At 41.8% G+C, this 23,727-nt stretch carries 19 protein-coding genes and 1 riboswitch; of the genes, 1 reads left to right on the plus strand and 18 read right to left on the minus strand.

The window, feature by feature from the left end:
* Nucleotides 1–12: 12 nt before the first annotated feature.
* Complete coding sequence (locus tag PGR14_RS02605; RefSeq protein ID WP_270222918.1) at nucleotides 13–711, minus strand: ABC transporter ATP-binding protein; 699 nt, start codon at nucleotides 709–711, stop codon at nucleotides 13–15.
* A gap of 329 nt (nucleotides 712–1,040) precedes the next feature.
* Between PGR14_RS02605 and PGR14_RS02610 the strand changes: the two genes are divergently transcribed.
* Entirely contained in the window at nucleotides 1,041–2,369 is a 1,329-nt protein-coding gene (locus tag PGR14_RS02610; RefSeq protein ID WP_055261267.1) for an MATE family efflux transporter, read from the plus strand.
* A gap of 156 nt (nucleotides 2,370–2,525) precedes the next feature.
* Here PGR14_RS02610 and PGR14_RS02615 read toward each other — a convergent pair whose 3' ends face one another.
* From PGR14_RS02615 to glyA, 17 genes are all read right to left on the minus strand, one after another.
* On the minus strand, nucleotides 2,526–3,899 hold the full coding sequence (locus tag PGR14_RS02615; RefSeq protein ID WP_022220662.1) for an NAD(P)/FAD-dependent oxidoreductase: 1,374 nt from the start codon (nucleotides 3,897–3,899) through the stop codon (nucleotides 2,526–2,528).
* 371 nt (nucleotides 3,900–4,270) lie between these two features.
* Entirely contained in the window at nucleotides 4,271–4,804 is a 534-nt protein-coding gene (locus PGR14_RS02620; RefSeq protein ID WP_055261265.1) for a prolyl-tRNA synthetase associated domain-containing protein, read from the minus strand.
* 159 nt (nucleotides 4,805–4,963) lie between these two features.
* Nucleotides 4,964–5,755 carry a hypothetical protein gene (locus PGR14_RS02625; protein WP_055261263.1) on the minus strand — a complete coding sequence of 264 codons (792 nt, stop codon included), beginning with the start codon at nucleotides 5,753–5,755 and terminating at the stop codon, nucleotides 4,964–4,966.
* Between the two features lie 627 nt (nucleotides 5,756–6,382).
* On the minus strand, nucleotides 6,383–9,019 hold the full coding sequence (ppdK, locus tag PGR14_RS02630; protein ID WP_055157490.1) for a pyruvate, phosphate dikinase: 2,637 nt from the start codon (nucleotides 9,017–9,019) through the stop codon (nucleotides 6,383–6,385).
* Nucleotides 9,020–9,364: 345 nt separating this feature from the next.
* A complete protein-coding gene (locus PGR14_RS02635) occupies nucleotides 9,365–10,765 on the minus strand; it encodes an aminopeptidase (protein ID WP_022220665.1) in 1,401 nt (466 codons plus the stop codon).
* A gap of 71 nt (nucleotides 10,766–10,836) precedes the next feature.
* Nucleotides 10,837–11,658: a 2-amino-4-hydroxy-6-hydroxymethyldihydropteridine diphosphokinase gene (gene folK, locus PGR14_RS02640; RefSeq protein WP_055157486.1), complete on the minus strand. Its 822-nt coding sequence runs from the start codon at nucleotides 11,656–11,658 to the stop codon at nucleotides 10,837–10,839.
* Nucleotides 11,659–11,671: 13 nt separating this feature from the next.
* Nucleotides 11,672–12,481, minus strand: a complete 810-nt coding sequence (folP, locus tag PGR14_RS02645) for a dihydropteroate synthase (RefSeq protein WP_055261261.1) — start codon at nucleotides 12,479–12,481, stop codon at nucleotides 11,672–11,674.
* A 16-nt stretch (nucleotides 12,482–12,497) separates the two neighbouring features.
* The gene (locus PGR14_RS02650; RefSeq protein WP_243267881.1) at nucleotides 12,498–13,034 is read right to left on the minus strand and encodes an HD domain-containing protein; all 537 of its coding nucleotides are present in this window, start codon (nucleotides 13,032–13,034) and stop codon (nucleotides 12,498–12,500) included.
* 4 nt (nucleotides 13,035–13,038) lie between these two features.
* Nucleotides 13,039–13,593, minus strand: coding sequence for a GTP cyclohydrolase I FolE (gene folE, locus PGR14_RS02655; RefSeq protein ID WP_008372045.1), 555 nt, complete (start codon nucleotides 13,591–13,593; stop codon nucleotides 13,039–13,041).
* Nucleotides 13,587–14,912, minus strand: coding sequence for a bifunctional folylpolyglutamate synthase/dihydrofolate synthase (locus tag PGR14_RS02660; RefSeq protein ID WP_270222920.1), 1,326 nt, complete (start codon nucleotides 14,910–14,912; stop codon nucleotides 13,587–13,589). Before PGR14_RS02660 ends, folE begins: the two co-directional genes overlap by 7 nt.
* Before the next feature lie 80 nt (nucleotides 14,913–14,992).
* A complete protein-coding gene (gene lpdA / locus PGR14_RS02665) occupies nucleotides 14,993–16,396 on the minus strand; it encodes a dihydrolipoyl dehydrogenase (RefSeq protein WP_173692491.1) in 1,404 nt (467 codons plus the stop codon).
* Nucleotides 16,397–16,410: 14 nt separating this feature from the next.
* The gene (locus PGR14_RS02670) at nucleotides 16,411–17,409 is read right to left on the minus strand and encodes a lipoate--protein ligase (RefSeq protein WP_270222921.1); all 999 of its coding nucleotides are present in this window, start codon (nucleotides 17,407–17,409) and stop codon (nucleotides 16,411–16,413) included.
* A 30-nt stretch (nucleotides 17,410–17,439) separates the two neighbouring features.
* Nucleotides 17,440–18,870: an aminomethyl-transferring glycine dehydrogenase subunit GcvPB gene (gene gcvPB / locus PGR14_RS02675; RefSeq protein WP_008372053.1), complete on the minus strand. Its 1,431-nt coding sequence runs from the start codon at nucleotides 18,868–18,870 to the stop codon at nucleotides 17,440–17,442.
* Nucleotides 18,870–20,183: an aminomethyl-transferring glycine dehydrogenase subunit GcvPA gene (gene gcvPA, locus PGR14_RS02680; RefSeq protein ID WP_270222923.1), complete on the minus strand. Its 1,314-nt coding sequence runs from the start codon at nucleotides 20,181–20,183 to the stop codon at nucleotides 18,870–18,872. Before gcvPA ends, gcvPB begins: the two co-directional genes overlap by 1 nt.
* A gap of 24 nt (nucleotides 20,184–20,207) precedes the next feature.
* Nucleotides 20,208–20,585, minus strand: a complete 378-nt coding sequence (gene gcvH, locus PGR14_RS02685) for a glycine cleavage system protein GcvH (protein ID WP_008372058.1) — start codon at nucleotides 20,583–20,585, stop codon at nucleotides 20,208–20,210.
* Between the two features lie 106 nt (nucleotides 20,586–20,691).
* Nucleotides 20,692–21,780 (minus strand): glycine cleavage system aminomethyltransferase GcvT, encoded by a 1,089-nt coding sequence (gcvT, locus tag PGR14_RS02690; RefSeq protein ID WP_211133335.1) that lies wholly within the window; start codon nucleotides 21,778–21,780, stop codon nucleotides 20,692–20,694.
* Nucleotides 21,781–21,795: 15 nt separating this feature from the next.
* Entirely contained in the window at nucleotides 21,796–23,043 is a 1,248-nt protein-coding gene (gene glyA / locus PGR14_RS02695; protein ID WP_270222924.1) for a serine hydroxymethyltransferase, read from the minus strand.
* A 264-nt stretch (nucleotides 23,044–23,307) separates the two neighbouring features.
* Nucleotides 23,308–23,420: riboswitch (glycine riboswitch) on the minus strand.
* Between the last annotated feature and the right edge of the window lie 307 nt (nucleotides 23,421–23,727).

Here is a 23,727-nt window from a genome sequence, read left to right on the forward strand (position 1 = left end):
CACGCGTCCTCCTTACCATTCCAGCTCACTTGCAGAAAGTTTATGCTCATTACAGTAATTTTTGCGGATCATTCCATCACGAAGTTTTACCACCCGGTCTGCCATATCCTTGATTGCATCGTTATGGGTAACCATAACAATGGTATTCCCATATTTCTGATTGACTGTTTCGATCAGCTTCAGAATTTCCTTGGATGTCTTATAATCCAGCGCACCGGTTGGCTCATCACAGAGCAGGATGTCCGGATTTTTGACAATTGCACGTCCAATCGCGGTTCTCTGCTGCTGTCCTCCGGAAAGCTGGTTCGGCAGCTTGTTCTGATGTTCATAAATACCCAGCGTTTGCATCAGCTCATCCACATCCAGCGGACGATTACTTAAATAAGCACCGATTTCAATATTTTCTCTAAGTGTCAGGTTTGGAATCAAATTGTACATCTGGAATATATAACCCAGATGCTTTCTCCGGTACAGGGACAGCTTCTTCTCTGTCATATTCTCCAGCTGTTCTCCATCAATCGTAATACTTCCTTCATCTGCCCCGTCAATACCGCCTATAATATTCAGAAGAGTCGATTTTCCGGAACCGGATGGTCCCAGAAGCACACAAAACTCTCCTCTTTCAATTTCCAGATCAAATCCTTTCAGAACATTTACCCGGCTGTCGCCTGTTCCAAACGACTTTTTGATCCCCTTAATCTCTAAAAACATTCCTCTACTCCTTCCTTTAGTTACTCGTATCATAGTAATGTTATATTTCATACACTCATGTTAGTTTAGGCTTACTTTTTTGTCAATATTTTAATTGTTATTTTTTCAAAAAGATATTGACAAATGGAAGGAAAATTTTTAAAATAACTATCTGTGTAATTTTATACCAAAATCTTTGTGGATTTTTCTGGATATCAAAATAGATATCTACTTTTCGCCACATAACTTGTTGCATACAGCGGCAGTTATGTGGCTTTTTATGTATCGGGCTTCTGCCCTTTTTTACAGATTTTGTACCTTATGCTTTACCTTTATCAGGAGGAATGTTTATGAACCAGACTTACATGAAAGAAAAACCGATTCTGCCGCTTCTGCTTTCCATGGCTCTGCCAATGGTGATTTCAATGATGGTCAACTCTCTTTATAATATTGTTGACAGCTATTTCGTTGCACGGATCAGTGAAGAAGCAATGACTGCTCTGTCCTTAGTCTACCCGATCCAAAATTTTATCACCTCAGTCGGTGTCGGCTTTGGAATCGGGATCAATGCTGCCATTGCCTTTTTCCTTGGCGCCCAGGATCAAAAAAAAGCGGATGCAGCTGCCACACAGGGACTTTTTCTCTCTGTCATCCACGGTATTGTTCTTACCGTAGTCACAATTGCCGTAATGCCGCTATTTTTACAGATTTTTACAAAAGACGTGACCGTTATTCAGATGGGAAATGCCTACTCCCGGATCGCATTTGGATTTTCCATTGTAATCTCTCTTGAAATTACCTGGGAAAAAATTTTTCAGGCAGTCGGACGGATGCGCGTGTCCATGATCTGCATGATGAGCGGATGTATTTTCAATATCGTACTGGATCCACTTCTGATCTTCGGAATCGGACCGTTCCCGAAAATGGGAATTGAAGGAGCCGCACTTGCAACCGGTCTTGGTCAGGTTGTCACACTGGTACTGTACCTTGCCTTTTATTTTACCAGACCGCTTCCGGTGAAGATTCATAAAAGCTGCCACGTAGATCGTGCCATGGCCGGACGGCTTTACGCGGTTGGAATCCCTGCCACTTTGAATATGGCACTTCCATCCCTGCTTATCACCGCACTGAATGGGATTCTCTCCGCCTACTCCCAGGTTTACGTGGTGGTACTCGGAATCTATTACAAGCTTCAGACCTTCCTGTATCTTCCGGCAAATGGAATCATCCAGGGAATGCGTCCGCTGATCGGATACAACTACGGTGCCGGTGAGACAAAGCGTGTCCACAGACTGTTTGCCGATACCCTTTATCTGAGTCTTGGGATCATGCTCTTTGGTACCGTTTTCTGCCAGCTCTTCCCGGATTCACTGATTGCACTGTTCAGTTCTAATCCGGAAACCATTCATGCAGGAGGAATGGCACTTCGGATTATCAGCCTCGGATTTTTAGTTTCTTCCGTGTCCATCACCAGCTCTGGTGCACTCGAAGGACTTGGAAAGGGAACACCGTCCCTGATCATCTCACTGTGCAGATATACGATCATCATTATTCCGACCGCATTTATCTTAAGCCGGATCTTCGGGGCTTCCGGGATCTGGTACGCATTCGGAATTACCGAATTTGCAACTGCTGTGATCGCCTATATGACTTACCGGCGGGCAACCATAAAAAACTAGGCATATCTGCATCAAAAAGTTCTACTACTTTTTCGATACAACAAAAAACCGTAAATCCGGATTTGCTTTTTACAATACTGCAAATCTCCGGATTTACGGTTTTTAATTTTCTCTTTATTTTACTTTTCCATCCCAGTCCGACTTTTTATTTGCAGACTATTCTTCTTCGCTGATAATATGTCTCGCAACATAAACACCACTTGCAGATGCATGGGACAGAGAATGTGTAACACCACTTCCGTCACCGATCACATACAGTCCCTTATAGCAGCTTTCCAGATTCTTATCGATCTCTACTTCCATATTGTAGAATTTTACTTCCACACCATAGAGAAGGGTATCGTCATTTGCTGTACCAGGTGCTACCTTATCCAGAGCATAGATCATCTCAATGATTCCATCCATGATTCGCTTTGGAAGAACCAGACTCAGATCACCAGGTGTTGCTGATAAGGTTGGTGTTACCAGACCTTCTTCAATACGCTTTTCTGTACTTCTTCTTCCACGTACCAGATCACCAAAACGCTGTACGATCACACCACCGCCTAGCATATTGGAAAGTCTTGCGATACTTTCACCATATCCGTTACTGTCCTTAAATGGCTCAGAGAAATGCTTTGCAACCAGAAGGGCAAAGTTGGTGTTGTCCGTCTTTTTTTCATTTCCTTCATAGCTGTGTCCGTTTACTGTGATGATACCGTTGGTATTTTCATTTACCACAATACCGTTCGGATTCATACAGAAAGTACGCACATTGTCCTCGAATTTTTCTGTACGATATACGATCTTGCTCTCGTAAAGCTCATCTGTCAGGTGTGAGAAGATCACTGCCGGAAGCTCTACACGGACACCAATATCCACACGGTTTGATTTTGTCGGGATTGCAAGATCCTTGCAGACCTTTTCCATCCATTTGCTTCCGCTTCGTCCGACAGAAACCACACATTTCTTACATTCATAAGCGCCATTTTCACATATAATGCGGTATCCGCCATCAGTGATCTCGATTGTCTCAACCGGTGCATCAAAGAAGAAGTCCATTTTATCCTTCATTTGATCATAAAGATTCTGAAGAACGACGTAATTGATATCTGTTCCCAGATGACGTACAGATGCATCCAGAAGATTCAGCTTGTTCTGAAGACAAAGCTTTTTAAATTTTGTTCCGGCTGTGGAGTACAGTTTTGTCCCTTCTCCACCATTTTCCATATTGATCTCATCGACGTACTTCATCAGCTCAACAGCCTGTTTTTTACCGATATACTCAAATAAAGTTCCGCCGAAATCATTGGTGATATTGTATTTTCCATCTGAAAATGCTCCGGCTCCGCCAAATCCGCACATGATCGAGCAGCGTTTGCAGTTGATACAGCTCTTTACTTTTTCGCCATCAATCGGACATTTTCTCTTTTCCAGCGGATAACCTTCTTCAAATACTGCGATCTTGCAGTCTGGTTTCTTTTTCATCAACTCATAAGCAGCAAAAATTCCGCCTGGTCCGGCACCGATAATAATTACATCATACTTCATCCGTATATCTCTCCTTTTATTTGCATGATAAAATATAATTTTCACTAAATTGCCTGTGTCATAAATATAGACTGTAATATATGTACAATTCTATACTATGTCACATAATAAAACTGCCGCATATCTGTCTGTATCCAGATGATTCTGCACGGCAGTTGTTCTTCTTTTGCACAACCTTTCATATTTTAAGAGAAATCTTTCTTTTCGTCAAGGTGTTTCTTTCTTTTTTGTATGAATTTTGCATGAATTTATTTTGTTTTTTATATAGATTTTGTTATATTTTTCATTATCCAGTTTTTATATTTGCACTGTCAAAAATCTTTCTGTTTCTATATTGCTGTTTCTGCTACTCTTTTCATTTTCTGGCGGATTTACAGCTTCACGATGGTCGGCTCATGTTCCATTGCCGGAATAATCTTCTCTACCAGATCTTTTGTCTTAAGTCTGAGACTCGATGTATTGATACATGGATGACATCCGATATATTCTCCTGTAAGCACATCTTCATCAATCAGAAGCCGTACCATCTTGTCCTTATCATTCATCAGTCCAAGCACACTTAAAGATCCCGGCGTGATGTCCAGATATTGTTCCATATACTCCGCTTTTGCAAAAGAAAGTCTGGACGAACCAATCTGCGCTGACAAATCCTTTGTTTTAAACACCTTATCCCCCGGAAGCATCAGTAAATAAAACTGTGTCTCCTGTCGGTTGCATAAAAGCAGATTCTTGCAGATCGTCGCCTCCAGCGTCCGGTCGATTTCCTCGCATGCCTCCATTGTCATTGCGGCTTCATGGTCGATTCTCTGGTATACGACTCCAAGCGAATCAAGGAAGTCATATACGCGGATTTCCTTGTCCAATCTGCCTTGTGTGTCTGTTGGTCTTCCGTTTACTAATTCCATGTAGTTCTCCTCCGTCCTAGACTTTATTCTTTTTAAACATTTCATTCTCTGCATACTTGTATAGCAAATGTTCATCGCGGTGTAAGATTTTTCCAAACAGCTCTATCTCTCCATCAGGGTATCCTTCTCCCCAACAAGCTAATTATATCATAAGTCCTTTTATATCAAATATTTTTCTATCAGATTCTCTATTATCTTTGAATTCAATACATTTTGTTCTGTCTCAAAAGATATAATCAACCGATCGCCTGGATATATATGATTTATTTGATACAATTCTATTTTTCGCACAGCTGCTCTTGCATAATCCTGTTTATCCATCATTCCTTCATGTTCCCAATATATTTCCCGGTAAGTCTTTCTTGACAAAAATGTAAAATCTGGATACACGGTACCATACCCTTTCAGATGAAGTGGCTTTTCATATTTGTAAAGAATATTCTTTCTATAAAAATAATCTGCTAATATCTTCTCTGACTTTGATCTGACACGTTCTCCCTTCTCAGTAAGAATTAATGGTGTTCCCTCCTTAAACTCTTTCCCCTGATATTCTTCTTCATACCATTTTGTAAGCAGCTGATCCCATGTTGGTTCGATCGGAGTTACCAGTAATTGTCTCGCTTTATTCATAGACGTATAAATTTTCTCAATTTCATCATCCGAATAATTTTTTGTTATTCTCTTTATTTGTTTAAGCCTTGCTTCTCCCTTTTTTACCACTGCCTTATTATAACCTTTTTGCGCCAGGCGCTTTGGCAATTCTTTATTATCTCTTGGAATGTAGACTCCTTTGTTATCATCTATACATTGATAATAGCGCGGCTTATTTTTATCTATTGAAATTCTGAGGTGTCCTTCTGGTACTGTTGTATTCAAATCAGCTTTAGCTTGCGTAACAACTTTCTCCAAATGTTCCTGCATCTGAAGAAGCATGTTTTCTAATTCATACATATATATACATTTCTCCTTTGCTTTTCTATTTTTCAAATCCTAATCAATTCATTTCGAGAATTTTCTTGATTTGTTTCGAATTTTGAAAATTATAATCAACTCATTCCTATAATCTTCTTGATTTATTTCGAGTTTTGTCAATTACAATCAACTCATTTCTGTAATCTTTTTGATTTTCTTTGAGTTTTTTAGAATACAATCAATTTATTTACATCATCTTCTTGATTTATTTTCATTTTTCCGGTATGCAATCAATCTATTTCTGAAATTATCTTGATTTATTTTCATTTTCAGGAATTATAATCAATCCATTTCTGGAAACTTCTTGATTTATTTTCATTTTTTTTGGAATTATAATCAACCTATTTAATTAGACTGTCTTGATTTGTTTTAGCTTGTAATAATTTGCAATCAATTTACTCTTTGCAAAAATGATTTGATAAAAGATTTTTTGATTTGGTGGATTCAGTGTATCATATATATTCTGAAAAGAACAGTAAAATTTTCATTTTAATCATAATTTAATATTTCTAATCTATAACTAGATAAAATAAGAGAGCGTGTGAAAAAACGAAAGGTTTTTTCACACGCCCTCTTATTATTTATTTCTTGCTATACGCAATATGCTTATTTTGCATTCTTCTGAGCGATTGCAGCCTGAGCAGCAGCCAGACGAGCGATCGGTACACGGAATGGTGAGCAAGATACATAATCAAGACCAATGCTGTTGCAGAATTCTACAGAGCTTGGATCTCCACCATGTTCTCCACAGATACCAACGTGAAGTTTCGGATTAACCGGTTTTCCGAGTTCGATAGCCATCTTCATAAGTTTACCAACACCTGTCTGGTCAAGTTTAGCAAATGGATCGTTCTCGAAGATCTTAGCGTCATAGTAAGCGTCAAGGAACTTACCAGCATCATCACGTGAGAATCCGTATGTCATCTGTGTAAGGTCGTTTGTACCGAAGCAGAAGAAGTCAGCTTCTTTTGCGATGTCATCAGCTGTAAGAGCAGCTCTAGGAATTTCGATCATTGTACCAACTTCGTACTCAAGGTCGCTTCCTGCAGCAGCGATTTCAGCGTCAGCTGTTTCTACTACAAACTTCTTAACATATTTAAGCTCTTTGATATCGCCAACCAACGGGATCATGATTTCCGGTTTAACATTCCAATCCGGATGAGCTTTCTTAACATTGATAGCAGCACGGATAACTGCGCTTGTCTGCATCTTAGCGATTTCCGGATAAGTTACAGCAAGACGGCATCCACGATGTCCCATCATTGGGTTGAATTCGTGCAGAGAGCTGATGATTGCTTTGATCTGGTCAACAGATTTGCCCTGTGCATCAGCAAGTTTCTTGATATCTTCTTCTTCTGTTGGAACGAATTCATGAAGCGGTGGATCAAGGAAACGGATAGTAACCGGATTTCCTTCCAGTGCTTCATAAAGTTTTTCGAAGTCTCCCTGCTGTTCCGGAAGGATCTTAGCAAGTGCAGCTTCTCTTTCTTCTACTGTTTCAGAGCAGATCATTTCACGGAATGCATCAATTCTGTTGCCTTCGAAGAACATATGCTCTGTACGGCAAAGTCCGATACCTTCAGCACCAAGTTCGCGGGCTTTCTTAGCATCAGCTGGTGTATCAGCATTTGTACGAACTTTCATAGTTCTGTACTTGTCAGCCCATCCCATGATTCTTCCGAATTCACCTGCGATTGTAGCGTCTACAGTCGGGATGATTCCGTCATAAATGTTACCTGTAGATCCATCAAGAGAGATTGCATCTCCTTCATGGTATTCTTTTCCACCAAGTGTGAATTTCTTGTTTTCTTCATCCATGTTGATGTCACCACAACCAGATACACAGCATGTTCCCATACCACGTGCAACAACGGCTGCGTGTGATGTCATACCACCACGAACTGTCAGGATACCCTGAGCAGACTTCATACCTGTGATATCTTCCGGTGATGTTTCAAGACGTACAAGAACAACTTTTTCTCCTCTTGCAGCCCATTCTACAGCATCATCAGCTGTGAAGACGATCTTACCACAAGCAGCTCCTGGAGATGCTCCAAGTGCTTTAGCCATCGGTACAGCAGCTTTCAGTGCAGCAGCATCGAACTGTGGATGAAGCAGTGTATCAAGGTTACGAGGATCGATCATAGCAACTGCTTCTTCTTCGGTTCTCATTCCTTCATCAACGAGATCGCAAGCAATCTTAAGAGCAGCCTGAGCTGTTCTCTTACCATTACGTGTCTGAAGCATGTACAGTTTACCATGTTCTACAGTAAACTCCATATCCTGCATATCTCTGTAATGTGTTTCCAGAGTCTTGCATACTTCTTTGAACTGCTTGAATGCTTCTGGGAATTTCTGTTCCATTTCTGAAATGTGCATTGGTGTACGAACACCTGCAACTACGTCTTCTCCCTGAGCATTTGTAAGGAATTCTCCGAACAGTCCGTTATTTCCTGTAGCTGGGTCACGTGTAAATGCAACACCTGTACCACAGTCATCACCCATGTTACCAAATGCCATCATCTGTACGTTAACAGCAGTTCCCCATGAATACGGGATATCGTTGTCACGACGGTATACATTTGCTCTCGGGTTGTCCCATGAACGGAATACGGCTTTGATAGCTCCCATTAACTGTTCCTTTGGATCTGTCGGGAATTCAGCACCGATTTTTTCTTTATATTCTGCCTTGAACTGGTTAGCTAATTCGTGAAGATCTTCTGCTGTAAGTTCAACGTCCTGTTTAACGCCTCTTTCAGCTTTCATCTTGTCGATCAGTTCTTCGAAGTATTTTTTACCTACTTCCATAACTACGTCAGAGTACATCTGAATAAATCTTCTGTAGCAGTCCCAAGCCCAACGTGGGTTGCCTGATTTTTCAGCAAGTACATTGACAACGTCTTCGTTAAGACCAAGGTTCAGGATTGTATCCATCATACCAGGCATAGATGCTCTTGCACCAGAACGAACGGAAACAAGAAGTGGATTCTCTTTATCACCGAATTTCTTTCCTGTGATTCCTTCCATCTTTGTAATAGCTTCCATGATCTGAGCCATGATTTCTTCATTGATCTGTCTTCCGTCCTCATAATACTGAGTACAAGCTTCTGTTGTGATTGTGAAGCCCTGTGGCACTGGAAGACCTAAGTTTGTCATTTCAGCAAGGTTAGCGCCTTTTCCACCAAGCAGGTTTCTCATATCGGCATTACCTTCTGTAAACATGTAAACCCATTTTGTTGCCATTTTACAATTCCTCCTCGTTATTGGTAATTGATATATATAAAACTTGAAAATCACAGTCAGACTGGTAACTGTCTGCTCTTTTCATATCTTATATCGCCCTTAAAAAACGGATTTTACCGCACTAATATTGTAAATGTTTTAACTGTGATAGTCAACCCTTATGCACTTTTTTTCGTACAAAAAAAGTGAATTTATCGAAGAGTTCAATTCCTTCAAGTGATTTCTTCTATAAAAAAAATCTCCGTAATTAAATTTCTTTTATATACTATAAATTTTGTTATTATCAGAAAAAACTCAGGCAAAACCGGACTGTATCCATTGTTTTGCCTGAGTTCTTTTCATCTCTTACATATTCAGAAGGAATGCTCTGTATCCCTTTACTGCTTCATACACATCAGCTTTGCTGCTGACTTCATAAGGTGCATGCATGGAAAGTACAGCAACACCGCTGTCGATCACTTCCATACCATAATTTGCCATAATATATGCGATGGTTCCGCCGCCGCCTACATCGACTTTACCAAGTTCTGCGAACTGGTAAGTAACGCCTGCATCGTCCATCACCTTGCGCAGTCTTGCAAGATATTCTGCATTTGCATCATTGGATCCGCTCTTTCCGCGGCTTCCTGTAAACTTGTTGAATGCAAGTCCCTTTGTAAAGAAAGCGGCACTTCTCTTTTCAAATGCTTCTGCAAACATCGGATCATAAGCAGCGCTTACGTCAGAAGAAAGCATTCTTGAATTAGCAAGTGCACGGCGTACCTTCAGTTCAGATTCACCTTCTGTAAGTGCAACAAGCTCTGCAACTGTATTTTCAAAGAAACGAGAATGCATTCCTGTTGCTCCGACGCTTCCGATCTCTTCTTTATCTACTAACAGACAGCATCCTGTACGCTTTGCATTTTCCACATCCAGCATAGCGAACAGAGAAGTAAATGCGCAGACTCTGTCATCCTGTCCATAAGAAAGGATCATGCTGCGGTCAAATCCACAATCTCTTGCCTTTCCGGCCGGAACAATTTCCAGCTCAGCCGATGCAAAATCCTCTTCTTCGATTCCATAGTTCTCTTTTAAAATATGAAGTACGTTAGCCTTGATCGTTTCTTTTTCTTCTTCATCAAGTCCCTCCGCTTTATCAAGTGGACTGTTTCCAATCAGAAGATCCAGCTTTTCTCCTTCGATCACTTCACTTGCTTTCTTTGACATCTGGTTTGCTGCAAGATGAACAAGAAGGTCTGTAATAACAAATACCGGATCAGACTCTTTTTCCCCAATGCTGATCTCTTCTACGCTTCCATCTTTTTTCGCAACAACACCATGAAGTGCCATCGGTCCTGTTACCCACTGGTATTTTTTGATTCCACCATAATAATGCGTATCCAGATAAGCCATTCCTTCACTTTCATATAATGGATTCTGTTTCACATCAATACGTGGTGAATCGATATGAGCTCCAAGGATATTCATACCGTTTGAAAGCGGTTCTTCGCCCATACGGAACATGGCAAGCATTTTTTCCATGCATACCGCATATACTTTATCTCCTGCTTTCAGGCTCTTTCCTTCTTTCAGAACATCTTTGATATCCTGATATCCTGCTTCTTTCGCCATCTCAACCGCAAGCTTTACGCATTCACGCTCTGTCTTTCCGGCATCCAGGCAGGCTTTGTACTTTTCATTGATTTCATGAAGTTCTTTTTTGGCAGCTTCATCATAAGAGCTCCAGAGATTCTTTTTTTCTTCCATTTCTATACCTCTCTTCAATTCAGTTGGGATTCCCCACAATGCTTTCAGTATAACCCTCTCCCGATAAGAAGTCAATTATTACCCTTTAACTTTACAAGCATTTCCGTCATCGTTTTCTTCAAAACCGGATGCCGTTTATGCGGTGCGATCTCACACATTGGTCCAAGCACAAATTCCCTGTTCTGCATATCGATATGTGGTATACATAAATCATCCTCTTCAATGATCTGATCCCCATAGAAAATGATGTCCAGATCCAGTGTTCTCGGTCCCCATCTGCGGATCCGCTTTCTTCCGGCTTCCTGCTCAATTCGGTGTAACAGCTCCAGAAGCTCATGCGGGGTAAGCAGTGTTTCCATTTTCAGTGCCCCGTTCAGGAATTCATCCTGATCCGTCACGCCATATGGCTCGGTTCCGATCAGTTTCGATACCTTCAGGACTCTGCAAAGTTTTTCATTTTTCAGCTCTTCTACCGCATTCTCAATGTATTTTTTCTTATCACCCATATTCGATCCGAGTGCGATAAACGCTTCATTCCAGCAACGTTCAATCTTCACAGAAACCGTCTCAAGCGGCAGTCCTACCGGTGCCCATGGTTTCTTTACTTCCACCATGACTTTCCGGATCTTCTCATCAAATAATAAGATCTCTTCTGCAAGCTGCTCTGCTACTGCTTCGATCAGCCTGTAATTCTTCTCTTCCATCTTTTCTTTTATCAGATGGGAAATGGTTCCGTAATTCACAGACGCTTCCAAGTCATCCGTTTTTCCCGCCTTGCGTGTATCCACATACAAAATGCAGGAAACCAGAAACTTCTGTCCCAGTCTGTTTTCTTCCGGATACACCCCATGATTTGCAAATATTTCCAGGTTTTCAATTTTTATCTGATCCATCTTTTTCTCCTGCTTACTCTCTTGCCAGAATCACTTCTGTCATCTTGATCGCTCTGCGGTTTTTCTCAGCATCATGAACGCGCACAAATCCATAATGACTCTGTACTGCCATCACGGTTGTGACAAGAGTTCCTTCTTCTCTTTCTGTTACCGGCAGATCCAGTGTCAGACCGATCATGGATTTTCTGGAAGTTCCAAGAAGCATCGGATATCCAAGTCCGTTAAAAAGATCCAGATGCTTCATCACATCCAGGTTCATCTCGTAGGTCTTTCCAAATCCAACCCCCGGATCCAGCATGATCCGGTCATCTTCAATCCCAGCCGCTTTCGCTGTATCTACACACTTCTGCAATTCTGCATACATATCCTTCAGGAAATCCTTGTACACCGCCTCATTTTTATTATGCATCAGACAGCATGCCGCATCATATTTTTTCACAAGACCTGCCATCTTTTCATCGTACTGGAATCCCCAGATATCATTTACCAGATCTGCCCCTGCCTGAAGTGCTGCCTCTGCCACATCACTCTTATAAGTATCAATCGAAACCGGCACATCAAAATTCTTTTTGACAGCCTCGATAACCGGCGCAGTTCTTGTAATTTCTTCTTCTGACGTAATCTGCTGGTGTCCTGGTCTTGTGGACTCTCCTCCGATATCCAGGATATCGGTTCCGCCTTCTAAAAGCTCTTCTGCATGACGCATTGCCGCTTCATAACCGTTCCACTTTCCCCCGTCCGAAAAAGAATCCGGTGTCACATTCAGTATTCCCATAATATAAGTATGTTTTGCTGTGTCAAATTCTTTATTCCCAATTTTCATTTTGTTTCCTCGTTTTCTACCAGATGATTTTCTGATTCTTCTTTTCTCCGCTCCAGTTACAGTCCTTCTCAGCCGGACACGTATAACACGCACGGGAAATCTTATCTGCATCATAAAGGATTTCTGCAAGCTGCCACTTATCCTGCCCTGCATTTTCTGTCTCTTCTGCATTGCCCCGGTGACTTAAAATTGCAAAAAGAATCCTGTCCGACTCCTCCTTTGTAAATCCAGTCTCTTCCAGAATCCTTTTTGCAATTTCAGCACTCGCTATCTCATGGGGAACTCCCGCCTTATATTGCTGCCATTTCCCGATGTCATGAAGTAATGCCGTCGCATAAATCTCTTCTTTTCCAAAGGCATATCCACGCTCCATCGAAAAAATATACATCAGACGTGACACGTCCAGAAAATGGTTCATATCATGATGGCAGAATATTCTTTTCTTTTCTGCATCTTTATTCTTTACCAGTCCTTCTATAAAAAGAGGATGCTCATATATTTTCCAGATTCTCTGCATCCTCCTCTGCTCTTCCAGTTTTCGTTTTATTTCCATCGCACTAACCTATCATACGAAAAAACATGTTCTGCAGCTTTTCATTTTCTTCAAATGCACCTCTTGTAACAACACTGACCGTCTTGCTTCCCGGCTTCTTGATTCCACGCATGGTCATACACATATGCTCTGCCTCAGCAAGTACCATTACTCCCTTTGGATGAAGATTCTCCATCAGGGCATCCGCGATCTGTGCTGTCATCTGCTCCTGCAGCTGAAGTCTTCTGGCAAATACTTCCACAGTCCGTGCAAGCTTGCTAAGTCCCACTACCTTTCCATCCGGAATATAGGCAATATGAACCTTTCCGTAAAATGGCAGCATATGATGTTCACACATGGAATAAAACGTAATATCTTTTTCCACAACCATCTCATTGTTTTCTGCTGTAAATGTCTTTTTCAGGTGTTCCGCTGCATCCTCATTCATTCCGCCACAGATTTCTTCATACATTCTTGCAATCCGGTCCGGTGTCTCAGCCAGTCCTTCCCTATCCGGATCTTCACCGATTCCTTCCAGTAAAAGACGGATTGCCTGTTCTACTTTTTTATGATCTACCATAATGTTCTCTCTTCCTTTTTTCTTTCAAACACGTTTGTTTCCCGTTCAAGTCTTATCACTTCTCCCAGATAAGATAAGGAACCAAACACCAGAACAACATCTTCTTTCCCACATTCTGCTTTTGCTTTTTCAAGCGCATCTGCAATGTTCTCTGCCGGTTCTGACTGTACGTTCTTGGCCTTTAATACTTCACATAATCTCTCTTTTCCCAGATTCCTCTCCCCATTTGGAAGATCGATCGTATACACCTTTGAAAGATACGGAGCCATGATCTCTGCGATTTGTTCATATTCTTTATCTTTAAAAACCCCCATCACACCGACAATCTTTCTGTCCGTCAGATAGGTTCTCACATTTTCCGCAAGTCTTCTTGCGGCATCCCTGTTATGCGCTCCGTCGGCGATCACGGTCGGTTCTTTTTCAAGTACCTGAAACCGTCCAGGCCATGTCACTTTCACAAATCCCTTTCTTACAGCGTCTTCCGGAATCGGAACACCGCTCCTTCTTAACGCATCCACAGCTTCCAATACTGTCGCCGCATTGTCAATCTGATATCTGCCAGCCAGGCGAAGACGGATATCTTTATATTCTCCATAAGAAAAAATCTGTCCATCCATCGTTTCTTCAGAAATCACAGCCTTTTCCGGATGCGAAACCACAAACCGGCATCCACACTCTCCGGCCTTTTTCTGGAGGATATCGGTCACAGACATCTGCTGTGGCGACGTGACAACTGCCAGACATGATGGTTTTATAATTCCGGCTTTATTTTCTGCTATCTCTTCTAATGTGTTTCCCAGCACTCCGATATGATCCATACTGATCGATGCAAAAATACTCAAAACAGTTGTATCTATTACATTTGTCGCATCAAGAAGCCCACCCATCCCGGCTTCCAGAACGACATAATCACACTGTTTTTCTCTGAAATAGAGAAATGCGATCGCTGTTTCTATCTCGAAAACAGTTACGGTGAGATCCGTTTTTTCTTCTACTTTTTCTGTTGCCTCTTTCACCTGAGATACAAAAGGGGCGAGCTCGTCCTCCGCCATCCATTGGCCATCAACCTGAAATCGTTCCATATATCCCATCACGGTCGGAGAACAGTATCTTCCGGTCCGGTATCCAGCCTGCTGCAGGATACCGGAGAGTCCGGCGAGAATCGATCCTTTTCCATTAGTCCCGGCTATATGTATAAATTTCAAATCTTTCTGCGGATTTCCAAGCTCACCCAATAAGCTCTTTATACTATCTAAGCCAAGTACACTTCCGTATTTCGATACATGATCCAAATATACCCTTGCTTCTTCGTATAACATGATTTAATTTTCCTTTTTGTACTTTTCAGCATATGCTGATATCTGAATATTTTATCATATTCCCTTACTGCTGTACAGTTCTATTTCTTTTTCTTTGGTACAACGTGGATCGCTCCACCCTCTGCTTCTTCCAGGGCTTCTCCGATTCCTTCATTATACGTCGGATGTGCACGCATTCCCTTCAAAAGCTGTGCAACCGTCATTTTGTTTGCGATCGCAGTTACAAATTCACCAACCATGTCTGTGGCTCTTGCACACATCATCTGTGCTCCGAGAATCACATCTGTCTCTTCATCTGCCACAATCTTGATAAATCCTCTTTCTTCTTTTGTAATAAGCGATTTACCATTGGCACTCATGATAAATTTACCAGTCTTCACTTTGATTCCCTGTTCTTTGGCTGCATCTTCGGTAATACCTGCTGATGCGATTTCCGGATCTGTATAAACACATCCCGGAACCACATCCAGATTCACAGAAGGTTCTTTTCCCGCCAGCTGTTCTGCAACAACGATTCCCTGTGCACTTGCTGCATGGGCAAGCTGTGCACCAAAGATCAGATCACCGATCGCATAGACTCCCGGAATACTGCTTTCGAATTTGTCATTTACAAGAACGCGTCCTCTTTCCATATCCGGAGCAGCACCTTCTGCAAATAATCCGTCGGTATTCGGGCATCTTCCGACTGCACACAGAACATATTCTGCTTCTACAGTCTGTTCTTTTTCTTTTTCAACGAAAGTACATACACAAGTATCCCCTTCCATATGCACACCCTGTACTGCTGCTAATGTATGGCTTTCTACGCCACGTTTCTTCAGGATCAGTTTCAGGTTTTGTGCGATCTCTTTATCCATATTTGGAACCAGGCGCGGCATTGCTTCAAGAATGGTAACCTTAGATCCAAGTGCGGAATATACGGTTGCAAATTCTACACTGATCACACCACCACCGATGATAACCAGACTCTTTGGAACTTCACTCAGCTTAAAAAGTTCATCACTTGTCAGAACTCTCGGAAGATCCATTCCCCGGATTGGAAGAATCAGTGGTTTGGAACCAGAAGCCAGAATGACATTCTCTGCTTCGACAAACTGTTCTTCATTTCCTGTAATCTTAACTTTTTTCCCCTCAAAAAGTGTGCCTTTCCCATAATATCTTGTTACGCCGTTTGCCTGCAGAAGCTGTTCTACTCCCTGAACAAGCTGTCCGGTTGTCTGCTCCTTATATTCCAGTATTTTTTCAAAATCATAAGTAACATCTGATGCTGAAATTCCGAAACGATCCGCTTCTTTGATTTCACGATATAATGTCGATGCATGAATCATTGCTTTTGCCGGAATACATCCCCTGTTCAGGCACGTTCCGCCGACTTCTCTCTCTTCGATCACTGCGGTCTTCATTCCAAGCTTCGCAGATTTGATTGCTGCCACATATCCTCCCGGACCGGCTCCAATTACTACTACATCAAACTTCTCACTCATTTTATTTCATCCTCCTACAGTTCCTCGCTCCGAATCCATTCGATAATGTCTTTCATCATCCCTTCTTCCTGTGGATCATCTGACCAGAAAAGCCCCAATTCCGTACAGATACTTTCCTTTCTGTACTTCAATCCTTTCAGATACTTCGGAAGTGTATGTATGAAATCCGGATTCAGTGCATCCGACCATGCAATTGCATCCTTGATCTTTCCTGATTCTACTGCAAACTGAAGTGTAATCCCTCCCCATCCAAAACGGTGGGAAAGCTCATACTGAAAATCAATTTTTCTTCCATAAAGCCAGTTCCATGAAGAGAAAAATTTCTCTCTTTCTGCAATTACTCCGGTATCAAGGTCTTCTATTTTTTTATCACGTACCTTTAATCCGTATACCTTTTCAAATGACTGTTTAAGTGCCACCTTCAGTTCTTCCATTGTAAGCTCCGGAAGATAATCTCTTAAATTTGTCACTCTGGATTTTACTGAATCAACCCCCTTTGATTTCAGTTTATCCTTTGATACAGTCAGATATCTGGATAAGGTTTCCATATTTACTCCTACCATGATCGTGCCATGATGATAGCAATGCTTTTCCTGCTCATAAAACGCATTTCCCGAGAATTTCTTTCCATCGATCAGGATATCGTTACGCCCGGATTTTTCAGCCTTCAATCCAAGGATCTCCATCGCTCCTATGATTACCTGAAGCTGCCGGTCCAGATCATATTCTTCTTTATTGATCAGAAATGTGAAGTTCATATTTCCCAGATCATGGTACACAGCTCCGCCACCTGACAGGCGTCTGGCAAGATGACCACCTTCTTCTTCAAGCTTTGTTGTTCTACATTCTTTCCAAGCATTTTGATTCCGTCCGATAACAACTGTATTCTGATTCTGCCACAGATAAAGAATACATTCTTTATCCTCGCAGTGGAGGAGCAAATACTCCTCCACTGCAAGATTTCTATATGGACTGAACTGATCGCTTTCAATATAAGTAATCTTTTCAATCATAGTTTTTCCCTCGCTTTAAGCTATAACTTATTAGTCCTGCCATTCGTATCGCAGATATGGATGTCTTGCTGCTCCAACCTCATCCATTCTTGTAACCGGTGTTGTAACAGGCGCCTGATGAAGCTGTTCGGCATCTGTTTCTGCGATTTCATACAGTTTGCGTAATACTTCTACTGCTTCATCCAGAGTTTCTTTAGACTCTGTCTCTGTCGGCTCTACCATCAGTGCTTCCTCAACGATCAGCGGGAAGTACATTGTCGGTGGATGGATACCGTTATCAAGAAGTCCTTTTGCAATATCCATTGCAGAAATTCCCGTTTTCTTTTTCAAATCTGCAAGACTCATTACGAATTCATGCATACATACCTCGTCATACGCCATTGTATACAGGTCTTTCAGTTTGTTCATCATGTAATTTGCATTCAGAACTGCATTCTGGCTCGCTTCCGGAATACCTTCGCGTCCCAGTGTCTTCACATAAGTAAGTGCTTTTACGATGACTGTAAAGTTTCCATAGAAGCTCTTCATCTCACCGATGCTCTGTGGTTCTTTTACAAATTTCAGTTCTTCTTCCCCATCTACTACATAAGACGGAAGGAACGGAACCAGCATGCTCTTGCATCCAACAGGTCCGCTTCCAGGACCACCGCCACCGTGCGGAGTTGAGAATGTTTTGTGAAGATTCAGATGGATCACATCAAATCCCATATCTCCAGGGCGAACAGTTCCCATAACTGCATTTAAGTTTGCTCCATCATAGTAGCAAAGTCCGCCACAGTTATGAACGATCTCCGTGATCTTCAAAATATTCTTATCAAAAAGTCCTACCGTATTTGGATTGGTAAGCATAAGTCCTGCTGTATCCTCTCCGCATACTTCCTGTAATTTTTCAAGATCAACACCACCATCCGGTGCAGATTCAATGCTGACTACCTGGAATCCTGCCATTGCCGCACTTGCCGGGTTGGTTCCATGTGCAGAATCCGGAACGATAATTTTCTTTCTCTTTTCGTCTCCACGGCTCTTATGATATGCTTTGATCAGAAGAAGTCCTGTAAATTCTCCGTGAGCACCGGCTGCCGGCTGGAATGTCATACGATCCATACCTGTGATCTCGCAGAGAAGATTTTCAGATTCTTTGATGACTTCCAGGCATCCCTGTACCGTATGTGTCGGCTGCAGTGGATGGATCTCTGTGAATCCCGGAAGTGCTGCCATATCTTCATTGATCTTCGGATTGTATTTCATTGTACAAGATCCGAGTGGATAAAAACCATCATTCACACCATGTGATTTCTTTGCAAGTTCTGTATAATGTCTGCTCAGTTCAATTTCAGAAAGCTCTGGCAGATGAAGTTTTTTCTCTCTTTTATCTTTTTCCTGTGGAAGTGTTACTTCTACATCGCATTCTGGCAGTAAATCGCAACCTCTTCCAGGTCTGCTTTTTTCAAATATTAACATTACTGCACCTCCTTCAGAATCTGAACAACTGCGTCCATCTCTTCTTTGGTATTCACTTCTGTACAGCACCACAGAATTCTGTGTTCGTCAAGCGGAAATCCTCCAAGGATTCCTTTTTCCTCAAGTGCTGCAAGTGCTTTCGCGGCCGGAACATCGGATACAGTTACGAATTCATGGAAAAATTCTCCTTTGTTCTCGGTCTGGTATCCAACTTTTGTAAGTTCTGCTGAAAGATAATGTGCTTTTGAAGTTGAAAGTGTTGCTGCTTTCTTAATCCCTTCATTGCCCATTGTTGCCAGATAAACGCCTACTGCAAGTGCGCAGAGTGCCTGGTTTGAGCAGATATTGCTGGATGCTTTTTCACGACGGATATGCTGTTCTCTTGCCTGAAGAGTAAGTACATAACCTTTCTTTCCATTGTGGTCTTCTGTCTGTCCAACGATACGTCCCGGAAGATTTCTCATCATCTTCTGTGTTGCAGCCATAAATCCAAGATATGGTCCGCCGAATGCAATAGAAAGTCCAAGTGGCTGTCCTTCGCCAACTGCCACATCAGCTCCATATTCTGCCGGTGTCTTTACTACACCGAGAGAAATCGGATTGACATTCATCACATATTTCGCACCAGCTCCATGTGTGATCTCACCAATCTCGGCTGCTTCTTCCAGATTACCGTAATAGTTCGGATGTTGGATCAGTACACATGCTGTCTGTGCATCTACATGTTCTTTCAGATATTCAATATCTGTAAGTCCGTCTTTTTCCGGAATTACTTCTATTTTCATTTCATTACCGAAGCAGTATGTTTTGATTGTTTCAAGAACATATGGATTCACGGTAGCTGAAACAAGTGCTTTGCTGCGTTTTCTGTCACGGCACATTGCCACACCTTCTGCGGATGCTTCTGCACCATCATATACGCAGGCATTGGAAATATCCATTCCTGTCAGATCACAGATCATGGTCTGATATTCAAAGATCGACTGCAGGATTCCCTGGCTGATCTCTGCCTGATAAGGAGTATATGCAGTTAATAAATTTTCTTTTGAAATCACGCTCTTTACTGTTGCCGGAATAAAATGCCGGTAAGCGCCTGCGCCGCGGAAAATCGTCTTAAAGACCTGATTCTTTGCAGCAATATTTTCCATATCACGACGTACTTCTAATTCTGTTTTTCCTTCCGGAATATTAAGACCGCCCTGGATCTTTACTTCTGCCGGAATGTGTGCGAACAAATCATCAATTGTCTGAAACCCGATTTCTTTCAGCATTTCCTGACGCTGTTCTTTTGTATTCGGTACATAGCTTCCCATAAATGGTCCACCGCCTTTCCCTGATTATTCTTCGCTTGCTACAAATGCCTCATATTCTTCTGCTGAAAGAAGTTCCTCTGTTCCCGATACATCTTTTACTTTGATGAACCATGCATCATACGGAGCGCCATTGATCTTTTCTGGTGCGTCAAGAAGTTCTTCGTTGATTTCTTCAACTTCTCCTGTTACCGGTGAGTATACATCTGATACCGCTTTTACAGATTCAACATCTCCAAATACTTCTCCGGCTTCTACACTGTCTCCAGCTTCCGGAAGATTTACGAATACGAGATCACCGAGTGCTGACTGTGCATAATCCGTAAGTCCAATTGTCCAGACTCCACCTTCTTCTTTTACCCATTCGTGTGATTTTGTATATTTTAATTCTGCTCTTACTTCCATGATTTTAATCTCCTTTTCTTTTCAACTGCCGGTCGCCTTTTCCAAACACTCTCTATCGCTTTTTTCTGCGACCGGACTGTTAATCTATTTTCGTTATTATTTTCTTTTATTTTGCTCTCTTATAGAACGGAAGCTGCACAACTTCTGCTTCCACTCTTCTTCCACGTACATCTGCTTCTACCTTGTCGCCAATTGCTACGCTTCCGGCATCAACAAGTGCCATGGCGATCGGATATCCAAGATAAGGGCAATGCGTTCCGGATGTTGTATGTCCGATCTTCTGATCGCCAGCATACAGATCCTGATGTTCACGGATGATTCCTCTTCCTGTTACTTTAAGACCAATTCTTTCGATCTTTGGTGTACCTCTGTCTTCTATGGCTTTCTTTCCGATGAATTCGTCTTTCTTCATCTTAACACCGAAGTTCAGACCTGTTTCAAGCGGTGATACTTCATCATCCATCTCATGTCCGTAAAGAGGCATTGCAGCTTCCATACGAAGTGTATCACGAGCACCAAGTCCACAAGGGATTAGTCCCTCTTCTTTTCCTGCTTCAAGAAGTGTCTCCCACATCTTTTCTGCCAGATCACTTGCCAGGTAGATCTCTACACCATCTTCACCGGTATATCCTGTCTTGGATACGATGCAAGGCATTCCGGCAACTTCTGCGCCAAATACTGCATGATAATATTTCTTTGGAATATTTTCTTCTGTTGTAAGTTTTCTTAAGATTTCCATCGCCTTCGGTCCCTGAAGAGCGATCTGTCCATACTGGTCGGATACATCTGTAAATGTAACCTCTCCTGACTGATGTGCGAGCATCCACTGATAATCCTTCTCCTTGTTTGCTGCATTTACTACGATAAAATAGTGATCATCTGATTTTTTGTATACGATCAGGTCATCTACAGTTCCACCGTTCTCGTTACACATCGGGCTGTATCTTGCCTGTCCGTCTACCATATTTGTAAAATCGTTTGTAAGGATGTGCTGCAGATTGACAAGAGCATCTTTTCCTTCACAAAGGATTTCGCCCATATGAGATACATCAAAAAGTCCGGCCTGTGTACGTACTGCCATATGCTCTTTGATCACGCCTGTCTCATACTGAACCGGAAGAAGGTATCCGGCAAACGGCACGATCTTTCCACCTGCTTTTACATGAGCGTCATAAAGGGGTGTTTTTAATTCCATTATTTTTTCCTCCTGTTATTCATAAAGTGGATATTTATCGCAGATCTTTGTAACTTCGGCACGGATTTCATCTGCTTTGGTATCGAAGTCTGTAATCGTCATCTTGATCAGTTTTGCGATGGTCTTCATATCTTCTTCTTTCAGACCTCTTGTTGTAACAGCCGGTGTTCCGATACGAACTCCACTGGTCACAAACGGGCTTGCAGGATCATTCGGAACTGCATTCTTATTAACTGTGATGTAAACTTCATCCAGTCTGTTCTGAAGTTCTTTTCCTGTGATGTTCATGTTCTGAAGATCTACCAGAATCAGATGGTTGTCTGTTCCACCGCTGACAAGGTTGAATCCTTCTTCAACCATGGCTTCTGCAAGTGCTTTTGCATTCTTGACAACCTGTTCCTGATAGATTTTGAATTCCGGTTTTAATGCTTCTCCGAAGCATACAGCTTTTGCTGCGATAATGTGCATCAGAGGTCCGCCCTGTGTTCCCGGGAAGATTGCTTTGTTGATCGCTTTTGCATATTCTTCTTTGCACATGATCATTCCACCACGAGGTCCTCTGAGTGTCTTATGTGTTGTTGTTGTAACTACATCAGCATAAGGAACTGGGCTCTGGTGAAGTCCTGCTGCAACAAGACCTGCAATGTGTGCCATATCTACGAAAAGATAAGCTCCAACTTCCTTTGCGATATCTGCAAAAATATCAAAACGGATCTCTCTTGGATAAGCCGAAGCTCCTGCTACGATCATCTTTGGTTTGCATTCACGTGCAAGCTTTCTGATTGCATCGTAATCCAAAACACCGTCATCATTGACATTGTAAGGTACGAAATTGTAAAGGATACCGGAAAGGTTTACCGGTGAACCATGTGTAAGATGTCCGCCGTGTGCCAGGTTCAGTCCCATAACTGTATCACCTGGTTTGATCAGTGCCTGATATACAGCTGTATTCGCATTTGCTCCTGAATGCGGCTGTACACATACATGGTCACATCCGAATAATTTCTTTGCACGTTCAATTGCAAGATTTTCAAGAATATCTACATCCTCGCATCCGCCATAATAACGTTTTCCCGGATAACCTTCTGCATACTTGTTTGTCGGTACAGTTCCCATCGCAAGCATAACTGCCGGGCTTACGATATTCTCTGATGCGATCAGTTCAAGGTTTCTACGCTGACGGCCAAGTTCTAACTGCAGCGCTTTCCCTACTTCTTCATCACATTCAGTAATGTAATTTGTTACATCTTCAATTCTGTTCATTCTCTTTTACCTCCTTAGAACCAACTACCTGGTCTTTTTTGCTCCCTTTCCGGTGTGTTTGATTCAGAATTTTATCGTTTATATCTGTATTTTTCTGAATATTCCCCTTTTTAGGGTACAAAAAAAACAGGCAAAAAAGTTTTCGTCATTGAAATCTTTTTTGTCTGCCTCTGTCCGTCCACCTGAAAGATCACCCGGACTTTTGCGCTATATAGTCCAGACTACTTCTTCGGTACAATACATATATATTGTTCTCCAGAGTGTTGTCCGAATATGTTCCTTTTGCCTGAGAGTTTCTGCTTGCCCCTTCGGCTCATGCTATACATTAAATAACGGTGCGCGCCGTCTGTACAACAAGTATCTCACATATTCATCTTCCAACCTTAACGTTAGTCTCATTATATAGTTGTCGTTACAATTAGTCAAGCGTTAAATAATTTTCTTTATTGTTTATTATTTATCAGAATATTTAATAGTTTTTCCCTATAGGCATTGTTTTTATTGACTATTTTTTAACTATATCATCGATTTTCTTTGTCTATTTTCACACTTGCCAGCATTTCCCCTGCCGCAAAAAAGTTTCCACCAGTAAAGTTGAATGACAAATGGGACAAATATAAGTGTTCAAATTCGATTGTTGTGCCATGGCGAGGAGACTCAAAAATTATGGAAGCCTCTGCTGAC

Source organism: Coprococcus sp. AF99-45 (genome assembly GCF_027663865.1).
GTDB classification, from domain to species: domain Bacteria; phylum Bacillota; class Clostridia; order Lachnospirales; family Lachnospiraceae; genus Allocoprococcus; species Allocoprococcus comes.